Below are 20,529 nucleotides of genomic sequence, written 5' to 3'. Positions count from 1 at the left end.
CCGGGGGTGACTAGGCTCGGCGGCGTGGAGCGCACCCGAACCCTGACCCCCCGGACCGCCGTGATCTGGGCGGTGCTCCGGGCCGAGCTGGACCGGCGGGCCGGCGAGCGGCTCACGGTGCTCGACGTCGGCGGCGGGACCGGCGGCTTCGCCGTCCCGCTCGCCGAGGCCGGCCACCGGGTCACCGTGGTCGACGCCAGCCCCGACGCGCTCGCCGCGCTGACCCGCCGGGCCGCCGAGGCCGGGGTCGCTGAGCGGGTACGCGCGGTGCAGGGCGACGGCGACGCGCTCGCCGGGCTGGTCGAGCCGGCAACCGTCGACCTGGTGCTCTGCCACTCGGTGCTGGAGGTGGTGGACGACCCCGCCCCGGTGGTCGCCGCGCTGGCCGCCGCCCTGCGCCCCGGCGGCGCGGCCAGCGTGCTGGTCGCCGGCCGGGCCGCCGCCGTGCTGGCCCGGGCGATGAACGGCCACCTCGACGTGGCCGCCGCGCTCGCCGCCGACCCGGCCGGCACCGCCGGTGCCCGGGACACCCTGCGCCGCCGCTACGACGCCGACGGCGCCACCGCCCTGCTCGCCGCCGCCGGTCTCACCGTCGAGGAGATCCACGGCGTACGCGTGTTCGCCGACCTGCTCCCGGCCGCGGTGGCGGACGGCCAGGCGGCCGCCCTGGTCGAGCTGGAGCGGACCCTCGCCGCCCGGCCGCCGTACCGCGACCTCGCCGCCCAGCTGCACCTGTTCGCCCGCCGCCCGGCATGACAGGCCCGGCGGTGGGTCCGCTCGACCGGGTGGCGCCCCGCTACGGCGGCGGCAGCCTGGTCGACGTGCTGCCCAGCGCGCTCGCGCTGCTCGGCGTGCCCGGCGCCGCCGACCTGCTCGGCCTGGCGCCCCGGCTGGCCGGGGTGCGCCGGATCGCCGTGCTGCTGGTCGACGGGCTCGGCTGGTACCAGATCCCCACCGCCGCCCCGTACGCGCCGACGCTGGCCGGGCTGGCCGCCACGGTCGGCGTCCCGCTCACCGCCGGCTTCCCCTCCACCACCCCGACCAGCCTGGTCAGCCTCGGCACCGGCACCCCGTCCGGCGCACACGGGGTGCTCGGCTTCAAGGTCCGGGTGCCGGGCACCGACCGGGTGCTCAGCCACATCGAGTGGGCCGCCGACCCGGATCCGCTGCGCTGGCAGCCCGTCGCCACCTGGTACGAGCGGGCCCGCGCCGCCGGGGTGGCGGTCACCGTGGTCAGCCGCCCGGAGTACGGCGGCAGCGGCCTCACCCTGGCCGCGAACCGGGGCGGCGACTACCGGGGCGCGGCCGGCGTCGACCCGCTCGCCGAGCGGATGCTCGCCGCCCTGGCGGCCGGTCCCGGGCCGGCACTGGTCTCCGGCTACCACCCCGACCTGGACCGGCACGGGCACCTCAGCGGCGTGGACTCCGCGCCCTGGCGGCTGGCCGCCGCCGAGGTGGACCGGTTGCTCGCCCGGCTGGTCGACGGGCTGCCGCCGGACGCCGCGCTGCTGGTCACCGCCGACCACGGGCAGCTCAACGTGCCCGACGGGCACCGGATCGACCTGGACACCGACCCCCGGCTGCGGGCCGGCGTCCGGGTGGTGGCCGGCGAGCCCCGGGTCCGCTACCTGCACGTCGAGCCGGGCGCCACCGCCGACGTGGTGGCCGCCTGGTCGGCGGTGCTGGACGACGCCGCCCGGGTGCTGACCCGGGCGGAGGCGGTGGCCACCGGCTGGTTCGGGCCGGTGCCGGAGGCACACCTGGGCCGGATCGGGGACGTGGTGGTGGTCTGCCGCGACACGTACGCCGTGGTCGCCACCCGCTCCGAGAAGCCGATGGAGTCGCGGCTGGTCGCGTACCACGGCGCGGACACCGCCGCCGAGATGACCATCCCGCTGCTGGTGGTCCGCGGCTGACCCGCCGGGGCGGAACTGTCGGACCGGGCGGCTAGCCTGCGGGGATGGGCCGCAGCCAGTCGTTGCCCCGGGGCGGTGATCCGCGCTTCGGGCCGGACGCCGACGACACCGGCTGCCCGATCCTGCACGTCGACATGGACGCGTTCTTCGCGTCGGTGGAGGTGCGCCGCCGCCCCGAGCTGCGCGGCCGCCCGGTGGTGGTGGGCGGGATCGGTCCGCGCGGGGTGGTCAGCTCGGCCAGCTACGAGGCCCGCCGCTACGGCGTCCGCAGCGCCATGCCCACCGCCCGGGCCCGGGCGCTCTGCCCGCAGGCCGTCTACCTGCCGCCGGACTTCACCGCCTACTCGGCCGCCTCGCGGGCGGTGATGCGGATCTTCCGCGACGTCACCCCGCTGGTCGAGCCGCTCTCCCTGGACGAGGCGTTCCTCGACGTGGCCGGCGCCCGGCGGCTCTTCGGCGCCCCCACCGAGATCGCCCGGCTGATCCGCCGCCGGGTCGCCGAGGAGCAGGAGCTGACCTGCTCGGTCGGGGTGGCGCCGAGCAAGTTCGTGGCCAAGCTCGGTTCCACCCGGGCCAAGCCGGACGGGCTGCTCGTGGTGCCCGCCGCCCGGGTGCTGGAGTTCCTGCACCCGCTGCCGGTGGCAGCGCTGTGGGGGGTGGGGGAGCGCTCCGCCGAGGCGTTGCGCCGGCTCGGCCTGAACACCGTGGGCGACCTGGCCGAGGCGTCACCGGGCCTGCTGCGCCGGGCGGTGGGGGAGGCGTCCGCCGGCCACCTGCACGAGCTGGCCTGGGGGCGGGACCCGCGCGGGGTCTCGCCGGAGCACGTGGAGAAGTCGATCGGCGCTGAGGTCACCTTCGACACCGACGTCACCGACCCGGTGGAGATCCGCCGCGCGCTGCTCGCCCTCGCCGAGAAGGCCGGCGCCCGGCTGCGCGCGGCGGGTCAGGTCGGGCGGACCGTGTCGCTCAAGGTCCGGTTGGCCGACTTCCGCACGGTCAGCCGCTCCCGCACCCTCGGCGTGCCCACCGACACCGCCCGGGAGATGTTCGACACGGCGTGGGCGCTCTGGACCGCCCTCGCCCCCGGCGAGCCGGTCCGGCTGGTCGGCGTCCGGATGGAGGGGCTCGCCGCGGCGGAGGAGACGCCGCAGCAGCTCACGCTGGGCGCGCCCGAGCGCGGCTGGCGGGAGGCGGAGGCGGCGGCCGATGCGGCGGCCGCCCGATTCGGGCGGTCCGTCATAGGTCCGGCCAGTCTTCTCGGGAAGCGTGATCCCCGGCGAGTCGAAAAACCGGCCCGGCCGTAGGTCGTCCCGCTTTCCGACGCGCGAGACCCCTCGTAGACTTGCGGGTAAGCAGCCGGTCGGCTGCCACGGTCTGTCGGCCCGTCCGGGGCCGACCAACGTGACCGGGGAGGAGTGCCGTGCCGCTCTCGGAGCACGAGCAGCGGCTGTTCGAGCAGATCGAGCGGTCGCTTGCCGAGGACCCCAAATTCGCCTCGGCCGTGCGCGCCAGCGACCCGCGTTTCCACGCGCGGCGTCGCGTGCTCGTCGCTGCCGGCGTGGTCATCGCTGGTCTGGCCCTGTTGATCTACGGTGCCGTGATCAAGACGCCCCCGCTGGCCGTGGCGGGCTTTGTCGTCATGCTGGCCTCGTTGGGCTACGCGGTGCAGTCGCACCGCCGATCCCAGTCGCCCGACCTGCACGTGGTCGGCGGCACGACGAGCCGTCGTCGTCCCCGTGGCCGCAGCGGCCGCCGGGGCTCCTTCCTCGACCGGATGGAGGACCGCTGGCGGCAGCGCCCGGAGGGGCATCGCTGAGCACGTCCCGCCCCTGATCGGGCGGGTCCTTCGCGACGGCGGATCGCCGGCACTGCCCGGCGAGCGTGGTCGGCTCCGCGCGCCCTGATCCTCGGCACGCCCTGATTGATCTTCCGCGCTCTGGCTAGTCCGTGCGCCCGCGCCGCCCGTCCCTCGGCGCGCCTGCCCTGCCCGGGGCGACCCGGTCCGGCCCGCCGGCGGGGGAGCGCCGGCGGGCGGAACCGGGTCAGCGGGCCGGTCGGCCCGCCAGGAGACGACGCGGGTTCCAGCGCAGCAGTCGCTGCCGCACCTGCCCGGTCGTGGTGACCAGTCGGGTCGAGCGTTCGGTCAGGGCGTTCCGCCAGCGCAGCAGCACCGACGGCGGCAGCAGGGCCGCCAGCAACCGGGTGCGCCGGTCGGCCCGGGCCGCGAGGGCGCCGCGCACCGACCGCAGGGCCCGGTACAGCTCCTCGCCGGTCAGCGGGTCGCGGGCGTAGCGGGCCCGCTCCTCCGCCCGGCCCAGCAGCCGGACCCCGGTCACCGCCCCGGCGTCCTCGACCAGCGCCTCCCGGGCCAGCCGCTCGGCGGTGGTTCGTGGGGTCTCCGTCTGGTCCACCCGGACGTGGAAGTCGACCAGGGTGTCGAGCAACTCGTCCCAGGCCGCGTGCGCGTCCGCGCGGGCCCGGTCGGCGTCCACACCCACCACGATCTCGCGCGCCTCGCCCCGCTGCCCCGGCACGGCGGCCAGGGTGGTGGCCGCGGGCACGGCGGCCCGGGCGCGCCGGCGCCGGCGGAGCGCGGAGCGGCGCAGGGCTGGCACCGCGAGCAGCACCAGCAGGGCGAGCGCCCCGGCCACCCACCACGGCCAGACCGGGCTCTGCCGGGTCGGGCCGCCGTCGCCGACGGCGAGGCCCTGGTCGGCGTCCTTGTCGAGGCGGTCCGGGTCGTCCGGGCCGGCCGACGGGTCGACCCCGTCGGGAGCGGCGGTGCTCCCCGGCACGGGGGTGACGTCCTCGGGGGCGTCGGTGTCCGGGGCCCAGGCCGAGCGGACCGACCCCTGAATGCTCGCCGCCGGAGTGGCGTCGAACGGCACCCAGCCGAACCCGGCGAAGTAGACCTCGGTCCAGGCGTGCAGGTTCTTGTTGGTCAGCACGTACGTGCCGCCGCCGGAGTTGCTGCCGTTGCTGAAGCCGAACGCCACCCGGGCCGGGATGCCGGCCGACCGGACCAGCCAGGCCATCGCCGCGGCGTACTGCTGGCAGAAGCCCACCTTGGTGTTGAGGAAGTCGGTGATGTCCTCCCCGCTGGTGCCGTTCCGGGTCGACAGCGAGTAGGTGAACCCGTTCTCCACCGAGAAGTAGTCGTAGATCGCCCGGACCTTGTCGTAGTCGTTCGTCCTGCCCTTGACGAGCTGCTCGACCAGCCGGTCGACCCCCCGGACGGCCGGCGTGTTGGTCTGCTGCCGCAGCACCGGGTCGTCGGCCGGCAGGGACGGCGCCGAGCGCAGGGCGGTCGGGCTGAACGTCGAGCGGACGTAGTCGAACGAGTAGCGCTTGCCCCGGGAGTTCTCCCGGTTGGAGAAGACGATCTGGAGGTTCTGGTCGTAGAGCCAGCTGCCGCCGAGGTCCTCGGTCTTCACCGGCTCGGCGTAGACCGGCAGCAACGGCATGTTGAGGTTCTTGGTCACCTCGACGCTGGCCCGGTAGCGCTGCTGCTCCACGCCCCGGCCGCCGCGCTCCGCCGGGTCGGGCAGGTCCCGGTTGACCGGCCGCCCGGTGGGCACCCGCACCCGGAAGCCGTCCGGCCGCAGCTCGTCGGCCACCCCGAAGCGCAGGTAGAACGGGCTCGGCTCGTTGGTGGTGACCTTGACCAGCTCGGACACCTCGGTCTGGTTGAGCTGGCCGCTGAGCGCGGCGAACAGGTCGATCCGGCCGGGGCTGCCGCCCTGGCCCGGCCGCCCGTTGCCGGTGCCGGTGCCGTCGCCGACGGCGCTCATCAGCCCGCCGGTCATCCCGGGTACGGCCAGCGGCAGGGCCACCGCCAGGGCCACCCCGACCACGGCCAGCCGGCGGCCCGCCGCGGCCAGCGGCGACGCCTCCCAGACGTCGACGTCGCGCCCCTCGCCGGTGAACCGGCGGCCGAAGCGGCGTACCCGGTCGACGTTGTCGGTGACCAGCAACCAGAGGAAGCCGCAGGCGCCCACCACAAAGGGGGTGGCCGGGACGCTGTCCACGTAGACCGCCACCGGCACCGAGTAGATGGCCAGCATGGGCAGCCCGGCCAGCGCCGGCCGGCGCAGCCCGACGGCGAGCACGTCCACCACCACGGCCACCGCGCCGATGCCGAGCACGGCGAGGAAGAGCAGCGAGTCCACATCCGGCACCTGCACGCCGTAGGAGCGCATGTCCGGCAGGGAGGCGCTCAGCAGGTCGCCGAAGTGGGCGAAGGTGGCCGGGGTGGGCACGAACGCGAAGAACTCGGTGCCACCGGGGAAGACCCAGGTCAGGGCCAGGGTGAGACCGGCCAGCATGGCCAGCACCTGGCCCCACAGCGGCGCCCGGACCAACCGGCTCAGCGCGGCCGCGCCGGCCACCACGGCCACCACGATGGCCGCCTGGATGAGCCACGTCCAGCGCTCGAAGATCGCCGACAGCGGGGCCGCCGCCAGCAGGGTCGCCGCCGCGGCGACGAAGCCGAGGTTGCGGTGCGCGGTCACGGGTCCACCCTTCCGGTCATCGCACGCCTCCGGCCACGGTCTCGGCCAGCGCCGCCCGCAGCGCGAACCCCTGGGACCCGCGGGCCGCCTGCGGCCAGAGCACCGGCAGCCGGTTGCCGTGCTCCACCCCGATCACCCGCCAGCCGCTCTGCATCAGGGCGAGCGCGGCGGCGCCGTGCGCGTGCTCCGCCTCGGCCCGGGCCTTCGGCGGCAGGTTCAGCCAGGTGTTGCTGTCGAGCAGGAAGCCCACGCAGGTCGCGCCGCTGCCGCGCAGCCCGGCCAGCAGCTCCGCCTCGGCCGTGCTCAGCGTGCCGAGGAGCGCGATGATCAGGCCGCCGTCGGCCCGCTGCCGGACCTGCTGCACCAGCGTGGTGAGCTCGCCGCGCTTGTCCAGGTGCACCTGGGCGAGCTGGTCGAGGAGCAGACCCTCGCCGCCGGCCTCGGTGGCGTCCACGTCCGCGCCGGAGCCGGTGACCAGGCGCAGCTTGTAGCCGGCCTGGCGCAGGTGCACGGCGATGCTGGCGGCGGCCGACACCGCCCACTCGAAGCTCGCGGTGGGCCCGTCGCCCCGGTGCCCGAAGGCGCGGGTGTCCAGCACCACCGTGGCCCGGCTCTCCCAGGGCTGTTCCTCCCGGCGCACCATCAGCTCGCCGGTGCGGGCGGTCGACTTCCAGTGCACGCGGCGCAGGTCGTCGCCCATCCGGTACTCCCGGGTGGCCGCGTCGTCCTCGCCGTGCACCGCCACCGAGCGGGCCCGGCTGTCGCCGCTGCCCGCGTACTCGCCGGGGAGGCGGACCGAGGGCAGGGGGGTGACCTGCGGGATCACGACGAGGTGGTCGGTGCTGGGGAAGGCCCGGCTCAGCTCGCAGAGCCCGAACGGGTCGGTCAGCCGGATCACCAGCGGCCCGACCTCGTAGCGGCCGCGCACGTCGGCCCGGACCGTGTACGCCACCGAGCTGGCCTGGTGGGCGCCGAGGCGCTCCAGCACCACCCGCGGCCGGCTGCCGAGCGCGTAGGGCAGCCGGTCCTCCAGCAGTAGGGTGCCGGTGGGCAGCCGGGACAGGTTCTGCAGCCGCAGCACCACCCGGGAGCTGGCCCCGACCGGCACCCGGTGCGGCTCCAGCGACCGGTTGCAGGCGAGCTTGTAGCGGCTGCGCCCGACGTAGGCCGCGGCGAGCAGCGGCAGGATGGCGAGCAGGACGGCCACCCGGAGCAGGTCCTTCTCGCCGAGGATGCCGGCGGAGATCGCGGCGGCGACCGCGGCTGCCAGGAACGAGCGGCCGCGGGTGGTCAGTCCTCGCAGCCCGTCGCGCACCTCACGGCCTCCGCGGCTCGTACGGCCCGCGACCGTTGCCGCCGGGCCGGGTGTCGTACGGGGAGCGCTTGCGGTCGTGCGGGAGCGGGAGGCGGTGCACCAGCTCGGCGACGATCGCGTCGGTGGTGCGCCGGGCCAGCTGGGCGTCGGCGGTGGGGATGATCCGGTGCGCCAGCACCGGCACCGCGAGGGCCTGGAGGTCGTCCGGCAGAACGTAGTCGCGGCCCTCCAGGGCGGCCACCGCGCGGGCGGTGCGCAGCAGCTGGAGGGTGGCCCGCGGGGACGCGCCGAGCCGCAGGTCGGTCGCCTCGCGGGTGGCGGTGACCAGGTCGATCGCGTACTGCTTGACGGCGTCGGCGACGTGCACCTGCCGGACGTGGCCGATCAGCCGGCGGACGGTGGCCGCGTCGGAGACCGGCCGCAGCTCGTTCAGCGGGTCGGTGCCCCCGTGACCGTCCAGCATGGCCAGCTCGGCGCCCGGATCCGGGTAGCCCATCGCGATCCGGGCGGTGAACCGGTCGCGCTGCGCCTCCGGCAGCGGGTACGTCCCCTCCATCTCGATCGGGTTCTGCGTCGCGATCACCATGAACGGGGTCTGCAGCTGGTAGGTCACGCCGTCGACGGTGACCTGCCGCTCCTCCATGCACTCCAGGAGCGCCGACTGGGTCTTCGGCGAGGCCCGGTTGATCTCGTCGCCGACCACCAGGTTGGCGAAGACCGCGCCGGGGCGGAACTCGAAGTCGTGCGTCTCCTGGTTGTAGACGCTGACCCCGGTGACGTCGCTGGGCAGCAGGTCGGGGGTGAACTGGATCCGGCGCACCGAGCAGTCGATCGACCGGGCCAGGGCCTTGGCCAGCTTGGTCTTGCCGACGCCGGGGACGTCCTCGATCAGCAGGTGGCCCTCGGCCAGCAGCACCGCGAGGGCGAGCCGGACGGTGGCCGTCTTGCCCTCGATGACCTGCTCGATGTTGGCCACGATGGCCTCGCTGGCGGCGCGGAACTCGTCGTGCGGCAGCAGACCGCCCACCTCGTCCCAGGTCTGTTGTGTCACGGGCCTCCTCCTCGTCGCCTGGACGGCAGCGCTGAATAGAGCACCTGGACCCGCCGTTAGGTTCGCGACGTCGAGCCACGTCTGCCGCAGAAATCTCAACTGTCTCTCAGGCTAACCATGTTTCTCGTCGTCGCCGACCCCCGCAGGCGGTCGGTCGGTTACGCCCGGAATATTCGCCGGACCGGGGGAATGTCCCGACCGGTGGTGCGGGCGAGATGGCCGACGGGTAGGCGGGGTACACTCCGGGGCATGGCCGGAGCCTTCCTGCTTCTTACCGAGCCGTGCTGATGCGCTGAACGCGCGACAGCACGGCCGCCCCTCCTGCGCGAGGGGCTTTTTTGTGCCCGCAGCAGACCTCCCCATATCCGACATGACCCGCGCCGAGGAGACGCCATGAGTGAGGCAGCCGCACCGGCGACCGACATCCCCCCGTTCCGGTACACCGCCGCCCTGGCCGACGAGATCGAGCACCGCTGGCAGGACACCTGGGCGCGCGAGGGCACCTTCCACGCGCCGAACCCGGTCGGCCCGCTGGCCGACCCGGACCACCCGCGCGCGGGCGCCGAGAAGCTGTACGTGCTGGACATGTTCCCCTATCCCTCCGGCGCGGGCCTGCACGTCGGCCACCCCCTGGGCTACATCGGCACCGACTGCTACGCCCGCTACCAGCGGATGGCCGGTCGGAACGTGCTGCACGCGATGGGCTTCGACGCGTTCGGCCTGCCCGCCGAGCAGTACGCGGTGCAGACCGGCACCCACCCGCGGACCACCACCGTGGCCAACATCGAGCGGTTCAAGGCGCAGCTGCGCCGGCTGGGCCTGGCCCACGACGAGCGGCGCTCGGTGGCGACCATCGACACCGAGTTCTACCGCTGGACCCAGTGGATCTTCCTGCAGATCTTCAACTCCTGGTACGACGCGGACGCGAAGAAGGCCCGGCCGGTCGCCGAGCTGATCTCCGAGTTCGAGGGGGGCACCCGGCCCACCCCGGACGGCCGGCCGTGGGCCGAGCTGACCGTGGGCGAGCGGCGGAAGATCGTCGACGACCACCGCCTGGCGTACGTCTCGGAGGCGCCGGTGAACTGGTGCCCGGGTCTGGGCACCGTGGTGGCCAACGAGGAGGTCACCGCCGACGGCCGCTCCGAGCGGGGCAACTTCCCGGTCTTCAAGCGCAACCTGAAGCAGTGGATGATGCGGATCACCGCGTACGGGGACCGGCTGCTGGAGGACCTGGACACCCTGGACTGGCCGGAGCCGATCAAGCTGCAGCAGCGCAACTGGATCGGCCGGTCCACCGGCGCGCACATCGACTTCCCGACCGAGCGCGGCCCAGTGCGGGTGTTCACGACCCGCCCGGACACCGTCTTCGGCGCCACCTACATGGTGCTGGCCCCCGAGCACGAGCTGGTCGACGTGCTGGTGCCGGCCGCCTGGCCGGAGGGGACGAAGGACGCCTGGACCGGCGGGCACGCCAGCCCCCGGGCCGCCGTCGACGCGTACCGGAAGGCCGCCGCGGCCAAGACGGACGTGGAGCGGCAGGCGGAGACCAAGGAGAAGACCGGCGTCTTCGTCGGCGCCTGGGCCACCAACCCGGTCACCGGCGGACCGGTCCCGATCTTCATCGCCGACTACGTGCTGGCCGGCTACGGCACCGGCGCGATCATGGCGGTGCCCGCCCAGGACGAGCGGGACTGGGACTTCGCCGAGGTCTTCGACCTGCCGATCGTGCGCACCGTGCAGCCGCCGGAGGGCTTCGCCGGCAAGGCGTACACCGGGGACGGCCCGGCGATCAACAGCGCCGCGCCCGACCGCGGCCTGGACCTGAACGGCCTGGGGGTGGCCGACGCCAAGGCCCGGATCATCGAGTGGCTGGAGGCCAACGGGCACGGCGCCGGCGCGGTCACCTGGCGGCTGCGGGACTGGCTGTTCTCCCGGCAGCGCTACTGGGGCGAGCCCTTCCCGATCGTGTACGACGAGACCGGCGCGCCGATCGCGCTGCCGGAGTCGATGCTGCCGGTCGAGCTGCCCGAGGTGGACGACTTCTCGCCGAAGACGTTCGACCCGGAGGACGCCGAGTCCGACCCGGAGACCCCGCTGTCCCGCCGGCGCGACTGGGTCGAGGTGGAGCTGGACCTGGGCGACGGGCCGAAGCGCTACACCCGGGAGACCAACGTGATGCCGCAGTGGGCCGGCTCCTGCTGGTACGAGCTGCGCTACCTGGACCCGACCAACTCGCAGACCTTCGCCGACCCGGCGAACGAGGCGTACTGGATGGGGCCGCGCGCGGCCGGCGACTCCGGCGGCACCGACCTGTACGTCGGCGGCGCCGAGCACGCCGTGCTGCACCTGCTGTACGCCCGTTTCTGGCACAAGGTGCTGTACGACCTGGGCCACGTCTCGTCGATCGAGCCGTTCCACCGGCTGTTCAACCAGGGCTACATCCAGGCGTACGCCTTCACCGACCCGCGCGGCGCCTACGTGCCGGCCGAAGAGGTCGTCGAGGTCGACGGCCGCTACTTCCACGGCGACACCGAGGTCACGCGCGAGTACGGCAAGATGGGCAAGTCCCTGAAGAACGTCGTCACCCCGGACGAGATGTGCGCGGCGTACGGCGCGGACACCTTCCGGGTCTACGAGATGTCGATGGGGCCGCTGGAGGTGTCCCGCCCGTGGGAGACCCGGGCGGTGGTCGGCTCGTACCGGTTCCTGCAGCGGGTCTGGCGCGCGGTGGTCGACGAGCAGACCGGCGCGGTGCGGGTCACCGACGCGCCGGCCGACGAGGCCACCCGGCGGCTGCTGCACAAGGTGATCGACGGGGTCCGCGGCGACATGGAGGCGATCCGGTTCAACACCGCGATCGCCAAGCTGATCGAGCTGACCAACGGGCTGACCCGGCTGGCGGAGACCCCCCGCGAGGTGGCCGAGCCGCTGGTGCTGATGGTGGCCCCGTTCGCCCCGCACATCGCCGAGGAGCTGTGGCGGCGGCTGGGCCACGACACCTCGCTGGCGTACGCGGGCTTCCCGACCGCCGACCCGGCGCTGCTGGTCGCCGAGTCGGTGACCTACCCGGTGCAGGTCAACGGCAAGGTCCGGGGCCGGGTCGAGGTGGCCGCCGACGCGTCCGAGGACGACGTCCGGTCGGCCGCGCTGGAGGCGGTCGCCGGGGCGCTGGCCGGCAAGGAGCCGCGCAAGGTCATCGTGGTGAAGGGCCGGATGGTCTCGGTCGTCGCCTGACCCCACCGCCGCGTGTCGGAGGCGCGTCCCGGGCCCGGGACGCGCCTCCGCCGTGTCCCGGGCCGGCGGGGAACCGGCCGTCGGTCAGCGGGCCTGGAACGCCGCCTCGACCGCCGGGCGGTGGTGGAGCAGCCACCCGTGCCAGCCGCGTACCGCGTCGACGGCGCCCGCCGCCCGGAGCCGGCGCATGCCCGGCTCGTCCCGGTCGGCGCCGGCGTCGATGCCCCGCCAGGTGCCGTCGAGCTGGTCGAGCATGACGCCGACCAGCTCGCCCCGGGGCAGGGACACCCCGGGGGCGGCCGACTCGTAGGCGTCGCAGAGCAGCCGGCAGCGCCGGGCCAGCTCGGCCGGGTCAGCGTCGCCGCCCAGCGCGGCCCAGTGCCAGCCGGCGAAGGCCACGTCCTCGATGCGCCGGCCCGGCCGGGCCAGGTCCCAGTCCAGGAAGGCCACCGGCAGCGGCCCGGCCGGTGAGGGCCGGTAGACGGTGTTCTTCGGCGACAGGTCCCGGTGGCAGACCGTCTCCGCGTCGCCGGCCAGCGGGCTGCTGGCGCAGGCGTCGTGCAGCGCCCGGATCAGGCCGGCCAGCCGGGTGAGCGCCGGATCGGCGAAGTAGGCCGGGTCCTCCCGGTCCCGCCAGGGCACCCGCCCGTCGAGGTGGGTCAGCACCTGCCGGCCCCGCTCGTCCACCCCGAGGTAGCCGGGCGCCAGGCCCGGCGCGGCGGCGGCCAGGTGCCGCAGCAGGGCAGCCGCGAACGCGGCCCGGGCCGGGGGAGTGCGGCGCACCGTGTCGCCGATCCGGACCACCTCGCTGACGAACCCGCCGGGCAGCCGCTCCTCCGCGGCGGGCATCTCAGCTCGGGCCCAGCCGGCGGTGCCGCTCCGCCCGCCACCAGCGGTGGATGATGAGCACGCTGGCGATCAGGCCGAGGCTGGCCGGGGCTGCGGCGTACCAGTTGATCGAGTCGGGGGAGCTGACCGCCGCGCCGATGGCCGCGTAGCCGATCGCGGTGGGGGCGGCGGCGATCACGCTGCCGGCCAGGAACGGCAGCACCCGGGCCCCGGTGGTGCCGTAGCCGTAGCTGACCAGCCCGAACCCGGCGATCGGCAGCAGCCGGACGGTCATCACGCCGAACACGCTCTGCCGGGCGAACCAGCCGTCCAGCCGGGCCAGCTGGCCGCGGACCCGCTCGGCGACGAACTGCCGGCCCAGCAGGCGGCCGACCGCGAAGCCGAGGGCCGCCGCGAGCAGCGCCGCGCCGAGGGCGTACGCGGCGCCCTGCACCGGGCCGAAGATCGCGCCCGCGGCCAGCGTGACGAAGGTACGCGGGACCAGCGCCACGAGCAGCAGCGCGCCGCCCACCACGGCGGCGACCGGGGCGTAGCCGCCGAGCGAGTCGGCCAGCCGGGGCAGGTCGCCCGGGTCCGGGCGGGGGATCAGCAGCAGCGCGATGCCGAACCCGGCGAGGAGCAGGAGCAGCAGTGCGAACCGGCGCGCCGACGGCTGCCGCAGCAACCGGACGAGCCGGCCGGACGCCGGTCGTCGCCGCCACAGTCGGGCGGCGCCGATCATGCCCTCGCGGCGGCGGTCACCGCGGCGCGGCGCTCGGACCGGAGCCGGTCGGCCCAGGTGTCGTCGAGCGGGGGGAGCTGGTGGATGCCGGTCGCCCAGCGCAGCAGCAGGTCGGCCAGGTCGGGGTTGCGGGCCAGCGCCGGGCCGTGCGAGTAGGTACCGAGCATCTTCCCCCGCCAGGCGCCCTCGGTGGTCCCGTCGTTGCCGACCCCGGCGGTCACCCGGGCCACCGGCGAGGCGCCGGGGCCGAGGTGGGTCCGCCCGCCGTGGTTCTCGAACCCGGTCAGGTACGGGATGCCCAGCCGCGGGTCGACCTCACCGGCCAGCTCGCCGACCGCCCGGGTGGGACCCCGGTCGGAGGAGATGTCCAGCAGCTCCAGGCCAGTGCACCGGGTGCCCTTGGCGAAGAAGGAGGTGCCGAGCAACTGGTAGCCGGCGCAGACGCCGAACACCACCGAGCCCTGGGCCACCGCCCGGTGCAGACCGCCGTCGGCGATCAGCCGCTGGGCGCCCAACGCCTGCGGGCCGTCCTCGCCGCCGCCGATGAGGTAGATGTCGGCGGTGGCGGGCAGCCGCTGGTCGGAGCGGACCTCCAGCACCTCGACCGGCATGCCGCGCAGCTGGGCCCGCCGGGCCAGGATCAGCGCGTTGCCCCGGTCGCCGTAGGTGGACAGCAGGTCGGGGTAGATCCAGACGATGCGCAGGCTCTCAGTTGACACGGTCCAGCTCCGCTCGGATGTCCTGGAAGGCGGTGTAGTTGGCGATGACCTCGAGCCGGCCCGGCGGCACGGCGCGGACCGCGTCGTCAAAGCTCCGGACGTGCTGGAACGGCACGCCGTTGACGTCGAGCCGGACCGCCAGGTCGTACGCCCGGTCGCCGGTGATCAGCACCTGCCGGCCGCGCAGCGGGGCGAAGTCGACGTCGAAGAGCCAGGAGGTGTCCAGCCCGTCGGGGTCGCGCGCGTTGATGGAGAGCAGTGTCGGCGCGACGTCGGCCATGTCGAACGCCTCCAGCCAGCTGGCCGGGTTCTTGGCCAGCAGCAGCCGGATGTTGCGCCCGTCCCGGTCGACCTGGGCGTAGCGGCCGGCCACCGAGGTGACCACCCCGAGCCGGGAGACCGCGTCGACCGGGCGTACCCCGAACTCGGCGGCGACCGCCAGGGCGGTGGCCGCGTTGCCGAGGTTGACCTTGCCGGGGAGCTGGAGCTGCACCTTGTGCCAGGCGCCGGTGGGGTCGAGCACACCGTCGTCCTCGACGGTCCACTGCGGCTGGGGGCGGCGCAGCGGGCAGCCGGTGCACCACCACTGCTCGCCTGAGCGCTGGATGGTGGAGCCGCACTCGGGGCAGACCCAGGAGTCGTCGTGCCAACGCTGGCCGGCGCTGAACCAGGTGACGTGCGGCGGGATGTGGCCCTGGGTCGGGTCGGCCGGCGGGGTGGCGGCCCAGACGACCATCGGGTCGTCGGCGTTGGCGACCACCCGCACGTCGGGGTGCCGGACCAGCGCGACCCGCCAGAGCTGCGCCATCATGGCGACCTCCTTGGCCCGGTCGAGCTGGTCGCGGGAGAGGTTGAGCAGCGCCACCACGTGCGGGTCGGTGGCCTCCAGCACCTGGGCGAGGTAGTGCTCGTCCACCTCCAGCACCGCGTAGGGGGTGCTGCCGGCCTTGGCCAGCGCCGAGGTGTGCCCGGTCGGCATGTTGGCGCCGAAGGAGTTGGTCGCGACCCGGCCCAGCACCCCGACGGCGGCGGTGGTGAGCCGGGTGGTGGTGGTCTTGCCGTTGGTGCCGGACACCAGGGCGATGGCGCGCCCGGCCGAGAGGTGGGCCAGCAGTTCCGGGTCGATCTTGAGGCCGATCCAGCCGCCGATCACCGAGCCGTCGCCACGGCCCGCGGCCCGCGACAGCGCCGCGGCTGTCCGCGACACGGAGCTGGCCACCTTTGCCCGCAGGGGCATCTTCGCGTCCGTCACCCGAGCGAGGTTACCGGACCACCGGGCCCACCAGATCGCCGCCGACGGCGATCCGTTCGGCCGAGGAGGCCCGGCGGACGGGCGACGCGCGCTCCGCCGGGCGGAGTCGATCTATGTCGGGAAGCGGACCGCTGGCGGGGCGCGCCGCGCCCCTCCACTCCGCCCCACCCCCGTTGACGTGCTGTTTTGCGCGCCGAAACGCCGCGCCGCGCGGGCGTTTCTGGTTGCAGGTGGAGGGAAGTGGAGTAGAGTGGGGCGCGATGGTGAGGCCGGGAGGGCCACACCGGCCCGGGGGGGTCAGCGGCGCCGCGAACGCCGCTCAGGGCGAGGGGGTTGGGCCGATGTTCCTCGGCACCCACACTCCGCGCCTGGACGACAAAGGCCGGTTGATCCTTCCGGCGAAGTTCCGGGATGAACTGGCGGGGGGTGTCGTGATCACCAAAGGGCAGGAGCGCTGCCTCTACGTCTTCCCGATGCCCGAGTTCCAGCGCATCGCCGACCAGTTGCGCGCGCAGCCGATGACGAGCAAGGCGGCCCGGGCCTACAGCCGGGTCTTCTTCGCCAGCGCGCACGACGAGGTGCCGGACAAGCAAGGGCGGGTCACCATCCCCGCGCACCTGCGGTCCTACGCCGCTCTCGACCGCGACCTGGTCGTGATCGGCGCGAGCAGCCGGGTGGAGATCTGGGACAAGGCGGCCTGGGAGGCCTACCTCGCGGAGAGCGAAGACGACTTCGCCGACATCGAGGAGGGGGTGCTGCCCGGCGGTCTGTAGGGCGTGACGGCGCCCGACGTACTGCGAGATCTCCAGCCGCTTTCGAGTTCCTGGCACCCCTTCCCCGGTGCCAGGCGCACGATCCGATACGGAGGGCCGCGGCCTCCGGCGGGCGGGAGCGGATGGGGATCTGGCGGTATGGCGAGGCGTCGTGGCGACGGCGGACACAGGGACGGAAGCGGGTTTCAACCAGTGGGGGTCGAGATGGGCGAGCTACGCGGCACGCACGTGCCGGTGCTGCTCGAGCGGTGTCTCGAGTTGCTGGCCCCCGCGCTGGGTCGGAACGGCCGCACGGTCTACGTCGACGCCACGCTCGGCCTGGCCGGGCACGCCGAGGCGGTGCTCGAGGCGCACCCGGACACGGTGCTGGTCGGCCTGGACCGGGACACCGAGGCCCTCGCCCACGCGCGGGTCCGGCTGGCCCGGTTCGCCGACCGGATCCACCTCGAGCACGCCGTCTACGACGAGTTGCCCGAGGTGCTCGACCGGCTGGGCTACCCGGCGATCGACGGGATCCTGTTCGACCTCGGCGTCTCGTCCCTGCAACTGGACGCGCCCGACCGCGGGTTCGCCTACGCGCAGGACGCGCCGCTGGACATGCGGATGGACCAGACCCGGGGGGTGACCGCCGAGGAGGTGGTCAACACCTACGCCCACCCGGACCTGGCCCGGGTGCTGCGGGTGTACGGCGAGGAGAAGTTCGCCGGGCGGATCGCCTCGGCGATCATCCGGGAGCGCGAGCGCGCCCCGATCACCTCGTCGGCGCGACTGGCCGAGCTGGTCCGGGAGAGCATTCCGGCACCAGCCCGACGAACCGGGGGACACCCGGCAAAGAGAACGTTTCAGGCTTTACGGATCGAGGTAAACAGGGAACTGGCAGCGCTGGAGACGGCGCTGCCGGCCGCTCTCGACAAGCTCAACGTGGGCGGTCGCATGGTGGTCCTGTCCTACCACTCGCTGGAGGACCGGCTCACCAAGCACGCGCTCGCCGACCGGGTCCGCAGCAAGGGCCCGGTCGACCTCCCGGTCGAACTGCCCGGGTCGGGTCCGACGTTCCGGCTGCTCAGCCGGGGCGCGGAGCTGCCCGGGGAGGCGGAGGTCGCCGCGAACCCGCGCGCCGCCTCGGTGCGGCTGCGGGCCGCGGAACGGCTCGACCCGGAGGCGGCCCGGCAGGGGCGTACCGACCGCGAACGGTACCGCCGCCGGGTGAAGGCGATGCACCAACCAGGGACGGGGTCACCGGGGTCCGCGACGGACCCGCGGTCGGCGCCGGGGGACGGGAACGGGACGGACGAAGAGGGGGAGGGGACATGAACGTCAACCAGCGCGACGGCCGGGACACCGGCATCGGGCAGCGCGCACCGCGGTCGGGGGGCCGGACCGCGGCGCAGCGCGCCCCGCGCGGCACCACGTCGACGGTGGCGGCCGACCGGCCCGACCGCCGGGGGGAGACTCGCGCCCGGGGGGCGCGCGAGTTCCCCACCCAGGGCAGCGCCGCTCTGCGGCCGGCCGAGGGCACCAGGACCACCGGCGCGACCTCGCCGCGGCTGCGGGTCGCCCCGCCGCCGCCGGTCCGGGTGCCGCGGGCGCCCTTCGTCGGGCTGATCCTGGTGCTCGTGGTCGGCGGGGTGCTCGGCATCCTCGCGGTCAACACCAAGATCAACGAGAACGCCTTCAAGCTGGAGAAGCTCCAGCAGCAGCAGTCCAAGCTCGACGTCGACCAGCAGCAGCTGGAGAAGGAGATCGCCGACCAGAAGGCGCCCGGCAACCTGACCGCCAACGCCCGCAAGCTGGGCCTGGTGGATTCGGACGAGGTGGCCTACATCCGGCTGCCGGACGGGAAGGTGATCGGCGTCCCGCACCCGGTGGAGGGCGCGCCGGCGATCACCAGCCAGCAGGGCAACGGAGGCTGAGCGGTGCCGCCGAGATCGGAGGAACCGCGCCGGGACGCCAAGGGCTCCCGGCGCGGCTCGTCCCGGGGGGAGCCCCGGGAGCCGGGCGTCGGCGGGATCTCCGACGCCCGGGCGTACACCCCGCGGGGCCGGACCATCCGCGAGGGCGGCGGCGCCGCCCGGACCGGTGGGGGCATCGAGCAGCGGCGTACCCCGCGCAGCAGCCGCTCCGGTGACCCGTTCCGCCCGGCCCTGCAGGTGCTCGACGGCGGCCGGACCGGGGCGACCCGCGCCGGTCGCCGGGAGACCGCCGCGGGTGGCCGGGCCGGCGTGGTGCGGACGGTGTCCGCCCGGTCGGCGCGCGAGCCGTTCGACGACGACGAGCCGCCGTCGCGGCGCCGGCCCGGGCCGCGCCGCCCACCGCGGCCGCCCGCCGCCCGGCGTCCGGTCCGCAAGCCACGCCGCCCGCCGAAGCTCGCCGACCCGCGCCGCCGGCTGCGGCTCGGCACGCTGCTCGCGCTGGCGCTCTTCGCCACCATCGGCATCCGGCTGGTCTTCCTCCAGACCGTCAGCACCCCGGCGTACGCCGACGGCGGGCTGGCCGACCGGGTCGCGGTCGTCGAGCTGCCGGCCCCGCGCGGGGCGATCTACGACCGCACCGGCGCCCCGCTGGCACACAGCGTCGAGGCGCGGTATGTCTTCGCCGACCCGACCCGGGTCAAGGACCGGCTCGCCACCGCGCGGCTGCTCTCCCCGCTGCTGGGCGTGCCGGTCTCCGAGCTGGCCGACCGGATGAAGAAGCGCAATCTGCCCGGCACCACCACCCCGTCCCAGTTCGTCTACCTGGCGCGTGGTGTCGACATCGACAAGGCCAAGCAGATCATGGCGCTCGACCTGGCCGGCATCAACGTGCACCGCGACGAGCGGCGCGAGGTGCCCGGCGGTGACCTGGCGGCCAACCTGATCGGCTTCGTCAGCCAGGACATGAACGGCATCGAGGGCCTGGAGATGAAGTACGACGACCTGCTGGAGGGGCAGCCCGGAAAGAAGACCTACGAGGTGGGCCAGGGTGACCTGGCCGCGCCCATTCCGGGCGGCTACAGCCAGACCACCCTGCCGAAGCCGGGCAGCTCGCTGACGCTGACCATCGACCGGGACCTCCAGTTCATGACGCAGCGGATCCTGTCGGAGCAGATGGCCCAGACCAGGGGCAGCGTCGGGGCCGCCGTGATCATCGACGTGCCCACCGGCGAGGTGCTGGCCCAGGCCAGCCAGCCGACGTACGACGCGGCCGACCCGGGGGACAGCGCGCCCACCGACCGGGAGGACGCGGCCACCAGCTTCATCGTCGACCCGGGCTCGATCCACAAGGCGATCACCTACGGCGCGGCCCTGCAGGAGGGCGTGATCACCCCGGACACCGCCTTCCCGGTGACCAACACGATCCGGAAGGGCGACACGACGTTCCGGGACACCCACCCCGCGAACGGGCAGAAGATGAGCATCCCGGGGATGCTCGCCTTCTCGTCCAACGTCGGCACCATCGAGATCGCCGAAAAGCTGGGCCGGGACCGGCTGATCGACTACCAGAAGCGGTTCGGGCTGGGCCAGCCCACCGGCGAGGGCATGCCCGGGGAGGCCGCCGGTCGGTTGCTCCCCGCTAGCGAGTGGAGCGATTCCTCCTACGGGTCGGTGCCGATCGGGCACAGCGTGGACGCCACCCCGTTGCAGATGGCCGCCGCGTACGCCGCCATCGCCAACAACGGCACGTACGTCCAGCCGCACCTGATCAAGCAGGTGATCGCCCCGGACGGGAAGAAGACGCCCGGCGCGACCCCGGTCACCCGGTCGGTGCTCAGCCCGGCCAACGCGGCCGCGCTGCGCAGCATGCTGGAGGCGGTCACCACGGTCGACGGCCCGGACGGGCGGGCCACCGGCCTGGCCGCCGCGGTGCCCGGCTACCGGGTGGCCGGAAAGACCGGCACCGGCCTGCGCTACGACAACGGCAGGCTCCAGCCCGGCGAGGTCGGTTCGTTCATCGGGATGGCCCCGGCGGAGAAGCCGCGCTACGTGGTGGCGGTCTTCGTCTGGAGCCCCGGCGGTGAGGGTGGTGCGGTGGCTGCGCCGGCCTTCCGGGAGATGATGGGCTTCACTCTGCGCCACTACCGGGTGCCGCCCTCGGCGACCGACCGGTCCCCGAAGTTCGAGGTCTTTCCGCGCTGAACCGGGAGGGCGGGACATCATCGGTGAGTGGCGACGAACCACCGGGGCGGCTGTGGGGTCGGGACCGGACGAC

At 74.7% G+C, this 20,529-nt stretch carries 16 protein-coding genes; 9 read left to right on the top strand and 7 right to left on the bottom strand.

Features of this window, described 5'->3' with window-relative positions; translation table 11 throughout:
- The first annotated feature begins 6 nt into the window (after positions 1-6).
- From AC0OLQ_RS27020 to AC0OLQ_RS27005, 4 genes are all read left to right on the top strand, one after another.
- Positions 7-756 (top strand): methyltransferase domain-containing protein, encoded by a 750-nt coding sequence (locus AC0OLQ_RS27020; RefSeq protein WP_484528595.1) that lies wholly within the window; start codon positions 7-9, stop codon positions 754-756.
- Complete coding sequence (locus AC0OLQ_RS27015; RefSeq protein ID WP_484528594.1) at positions 753-1,916, top strand: alkaline phosphatase family protein; 1,164 nt, start codon at positions 753-755, stop codon at positions 1,914-1,916. Before AC0OLQ_RS27020 ends, AC0OLQ_RS27015 begins: the two co-directional genes overlap by 4 nt.
- A gap of 44 nt (positions 1,917-1,960) precedes the next feature.
- Positions 1,961-3,220 (top strand): DNA polymerase IV, encoded by a 1,260-nt coding sequence (locus AC0OLQ_RS27010; protein WP_357342773.1) that lies wholly within the window; start codon positions 1,961-1,963, stop codon positions 3,218-3,220.
- 116 nt (positions 3,221-3,336) lie between these two features.
- A complete protein-coding gene (locus AC0OLQ_RS27005; protein ID WP_091268111.1) occupies positions 3,337-3,732 on the top strand; it encodes a DUF3040 domain-containing protein in 396 nt (131 codons plus the stop codon).
- Between the two features lie 226 nt (positions 3,733-3,958).
- Here AC0OLQ_RS27005 and AC0OLQ_RS27000 read toward each other — a convergent pair whose 3' ends face one another.
- Genes AC0OLQ_RS27000 through AC0OLQ_RS26990 form a run of 3 tightly spaced genes read right to left on the bottom strand, consistent with a single transcriptional unit; the run spans position 3,959 to position 8,793 of the window.
- A complete protein-coding gene (locus AC0OLQ_RS27000) occupies positions 3,959-6,427 on the bottom strand; it encodes a transglutaminase TgpA family protein (protein ID WP_484528593.1) in 2,469 nt (822 codons plus the stop codon).
- A 16-nt stretch (positions 6,428-6,443) separates the two neighbouring features.
- The gene (locus tag AC0OLQ_RS26995) at positions 6,444-7,742 is read right to left on the bottom strand and encodes a DUF58 domain-containing protein (RefSeq protein WP_357342769.1); all 1,299 of its coding nucleotides are present in this window, start codon (positions 7,740-7,742) and stop codon (positions 6,444-6,446) included.
- A 1-nt stretch (position 7,743) separates the two neighbouring features.
- Positions 7,744-8,793, bottom strand: coding sequence for an AAA family ATPase (locus tag AC0OLQ_RS26990; RefSeq protein ID WP_357342767.1), 1,050 nt, complete (start codon positions 8,791-8,793; stop codon positions 7,744-7,746).
- Between the two features lie 393 nt (positions 8,794-9,186).
- On the opposite strand from AC0OLQ_RS26990, the gene leuS reads away from it, so the two are divergent.
- Positions 9,187-12,027, top strand: coding sequence for a leucine--tRNA ligase (gene leuS, locus AC0OLQ_RS26985; protein ID WP_484528592.1), 2,841 nt, complete (start codon positions 9,187-9,189; stop codon positions 12,025-12,027).
- 84 nt (positions 12,028-12,111) lie between these two features.
- On the opposite strand, the gene AC0OLQ_RS26980 is transcribed toward leuS, so the two are convergent.
- From AC0OLQ_RS26980 to AC0OLQ_RS26965, 4 genes are read right to left on the bottom strand one after another with little or no spacing between them, the layout of a single operon-like run.
- Entirely contained in the window at positions 12,112-12,876 is a 765-nt protein-coding gene (locus tag AC0OLQ_RS26980; protein WP_484528591.1) for a phosphotransferase, read from the bottom strand.
- A 1-nt stretch (position 12,877) separates the two neighbouring features.
- Positions 12,878-13,597 carry a TVP38/TMEM64 family protein gene (locus AC0OLQ_RS26975; RefSeq protein WP_484528590.1) on the bottom strand — a complete coding sequence of 240 codons (720 nt, stop codon included), beginning with the start codon at positions 13,595-13,597 and terminating at the stop codon, positions 12,878-12,880.
- Complete coding sequence (locus AC0OLQ_RS26970; RefSeq protein WP_484528589.1) at positions 13,594-14,316, bottom strand: type 1 glutamine amidotransferase; 723 nt, start codon at positions 14,314-14,316, stop codon at positions 13,594-13,596. Before AC0OLQ_RS26970 ends, AC0OLQ_RS26975 begins: the two co-directional genes overlap by 4 nt.
- Positions 14,306-15,553 carry a MurT ligase domain-containing protein gene (locus AC0OLQ_RS26965; RefSeq protein WP_484532444.1) on the bottom strand — a complete coding sequence of 416 codons (1,248 nt, stop codon included), beginning with the start codon at positions 15,551-15,553 and terminating at the stop codon, positions 14,306-14,308. The genes AC0OLQ_RS26970 and AC0OLQ_RS26965 overlap by 11 nt, the downstream gene beginning before the upstream one ends.
- 356 nt (positions 15,554-15,909) lie before the next feature.
- Between AC0OLQ_RS26965 and mraZ the strand changes: the two genes are divergently transcribed.
- The 4 genes from mraZ (at position 15,910) to AC0OLQ_RS26945 (ending at position 20,456) form a co-directional block, all read left to right on the top strand.
- Positions 15,910-16,341 (top strand): division/cell wall cluster transcriptional repressor MraZ, encoded by a 432-nt coding sequence (mraZ, locus tag AC0OLQ_RS26960; protein ID WP_484528588.1) that lies wholly within the window; start codon positions 15,910-15,912, stop codon positions 16,339-16,341.
- Positions 16,342-16,545: 204 nt separating this feature from the next.
- Positions 16,546-17,655 carry a 16S rRNA (cytosine(1402)-N(4))-methyltransferase RsmH gene (gene rsmH / locus AC0OLQ_RS26955; RefSeq protein WP_357342755.1) on the top strand — a complete coding sequence of 370 codons (1,110 nt, stop codon included), beginning with the start codon at positions 16,546-16,548 and terminating at the stop codon, positions 17,653-17,655.
- Positions 17,652-18,254 carry a cell division protein FtsL gene (gene ftsL / locus AC0OLQ_RS26950; protein WP_484528587.1) on the top strand — a complete coding sequence of 201 codons (603 nt, stop codon included), beginning with the start codon at positions 17,652-17,654 and terminating at the stop codon, positions 18,252-18,254. The genes rsmH and ftsL overlap by 4 nt, the downstream gene beginning before the upstream one ends.
- Positions 18,255-18,257: 3 nt before the next feature.
- Positions 18,258-20,456 (top strand): peptidoglycan D,D-transpeptidase FtsI family protein, encoded by a 2,199-nt coding sequence (locus AC0OLQ_RS26945; RefSeq protein ID WP_484528586.1) that lies wholly within the window; start codon positions 18,258-18,260, stop codon positions 20,454-20,456.
- Positions 20,457-20,529: the final 73 nt, after the last annotated feature.

It is taken from the genome of Micromonospora sp. Utrum1, from assembly GCF_057197805.1.
The sequence above is the reverse complement of the archived record's forward strand: the minus strand, read 5'-3'. Positions and strand labels throughout refer to the sequence as shown.

What these genes read in the sequence shown, in the direction of transcription:
- AC0OLQ_RS27015 (WP_484528594.1), top strand. Translation starts at nt 753, where the DNA reads ATGACAGGCCCGGCGGTGGGTCCGCTCGACCGGGTGGCGCCCCGCTAC.
- AC0OLQ_RS27010 (WP_357342773.1), top strand. Translation starts at nt 1,961, where the DNA reads ATGGGCCGCAGCCAGTCGTTGCCCCGGGGCGGTGATCCGCGCTTCGGG.
- leuS (WP_484528592.1), top strand. Translation starts at nt 9,187, where the DNA reads ATGAGTGAGGCAGCCGCACCGGCGACCGACATCCCCCCGTTCCGGTAC.
- AC0OLQ_RS26980 (WP_484528591.1), bottom strand. Translation starts at nt 12,876, where the DNA reads ATGCCCGCCGCGGAGGAGCGGCTGCCCGGCGGGTTCGTCAGCGAGGTG.
- AC0OLQ_RS26975 (WP_484528590.1), bottom strand. Translation starts at nt 13,597, where the DNA reads ATGATCGGCGCCGCCCGACTGTGGCGGCGACGACCGGCGTCCGGCCGG.
- AC0OLQ_RS26965 (WP_484532444.1), bottom strand. Translation starts at nt 15,553, where the DNA reads ATGCCCCTGCGGGCAAAGGTGGCCAGCTCCGTGTCGCGGACAGCCGCG.
- mraZ (WP_484528588.1), top strand. Translation starts at nt 15,910, where the DNA reads ATGTTCCTCGGCACCCACACTCCGCGCCTGGACGACAAAGGCCGGTTG.
- rsmH (WP_357342755.1), top strand. Translation starts at nt 16,546, where the DNA reads ATGGGCGAGCTACGCGGCACGCACGTGCCGGTGCTGCTCGAGCGGTGT.
- ftsL (WP_484528587.1), top strand. Translation starts at nt 17,652, where the DNA reads ATGAACGTCAACCAGCGCGACGGCCGGGACACCGGCATCGGGCAGCGC.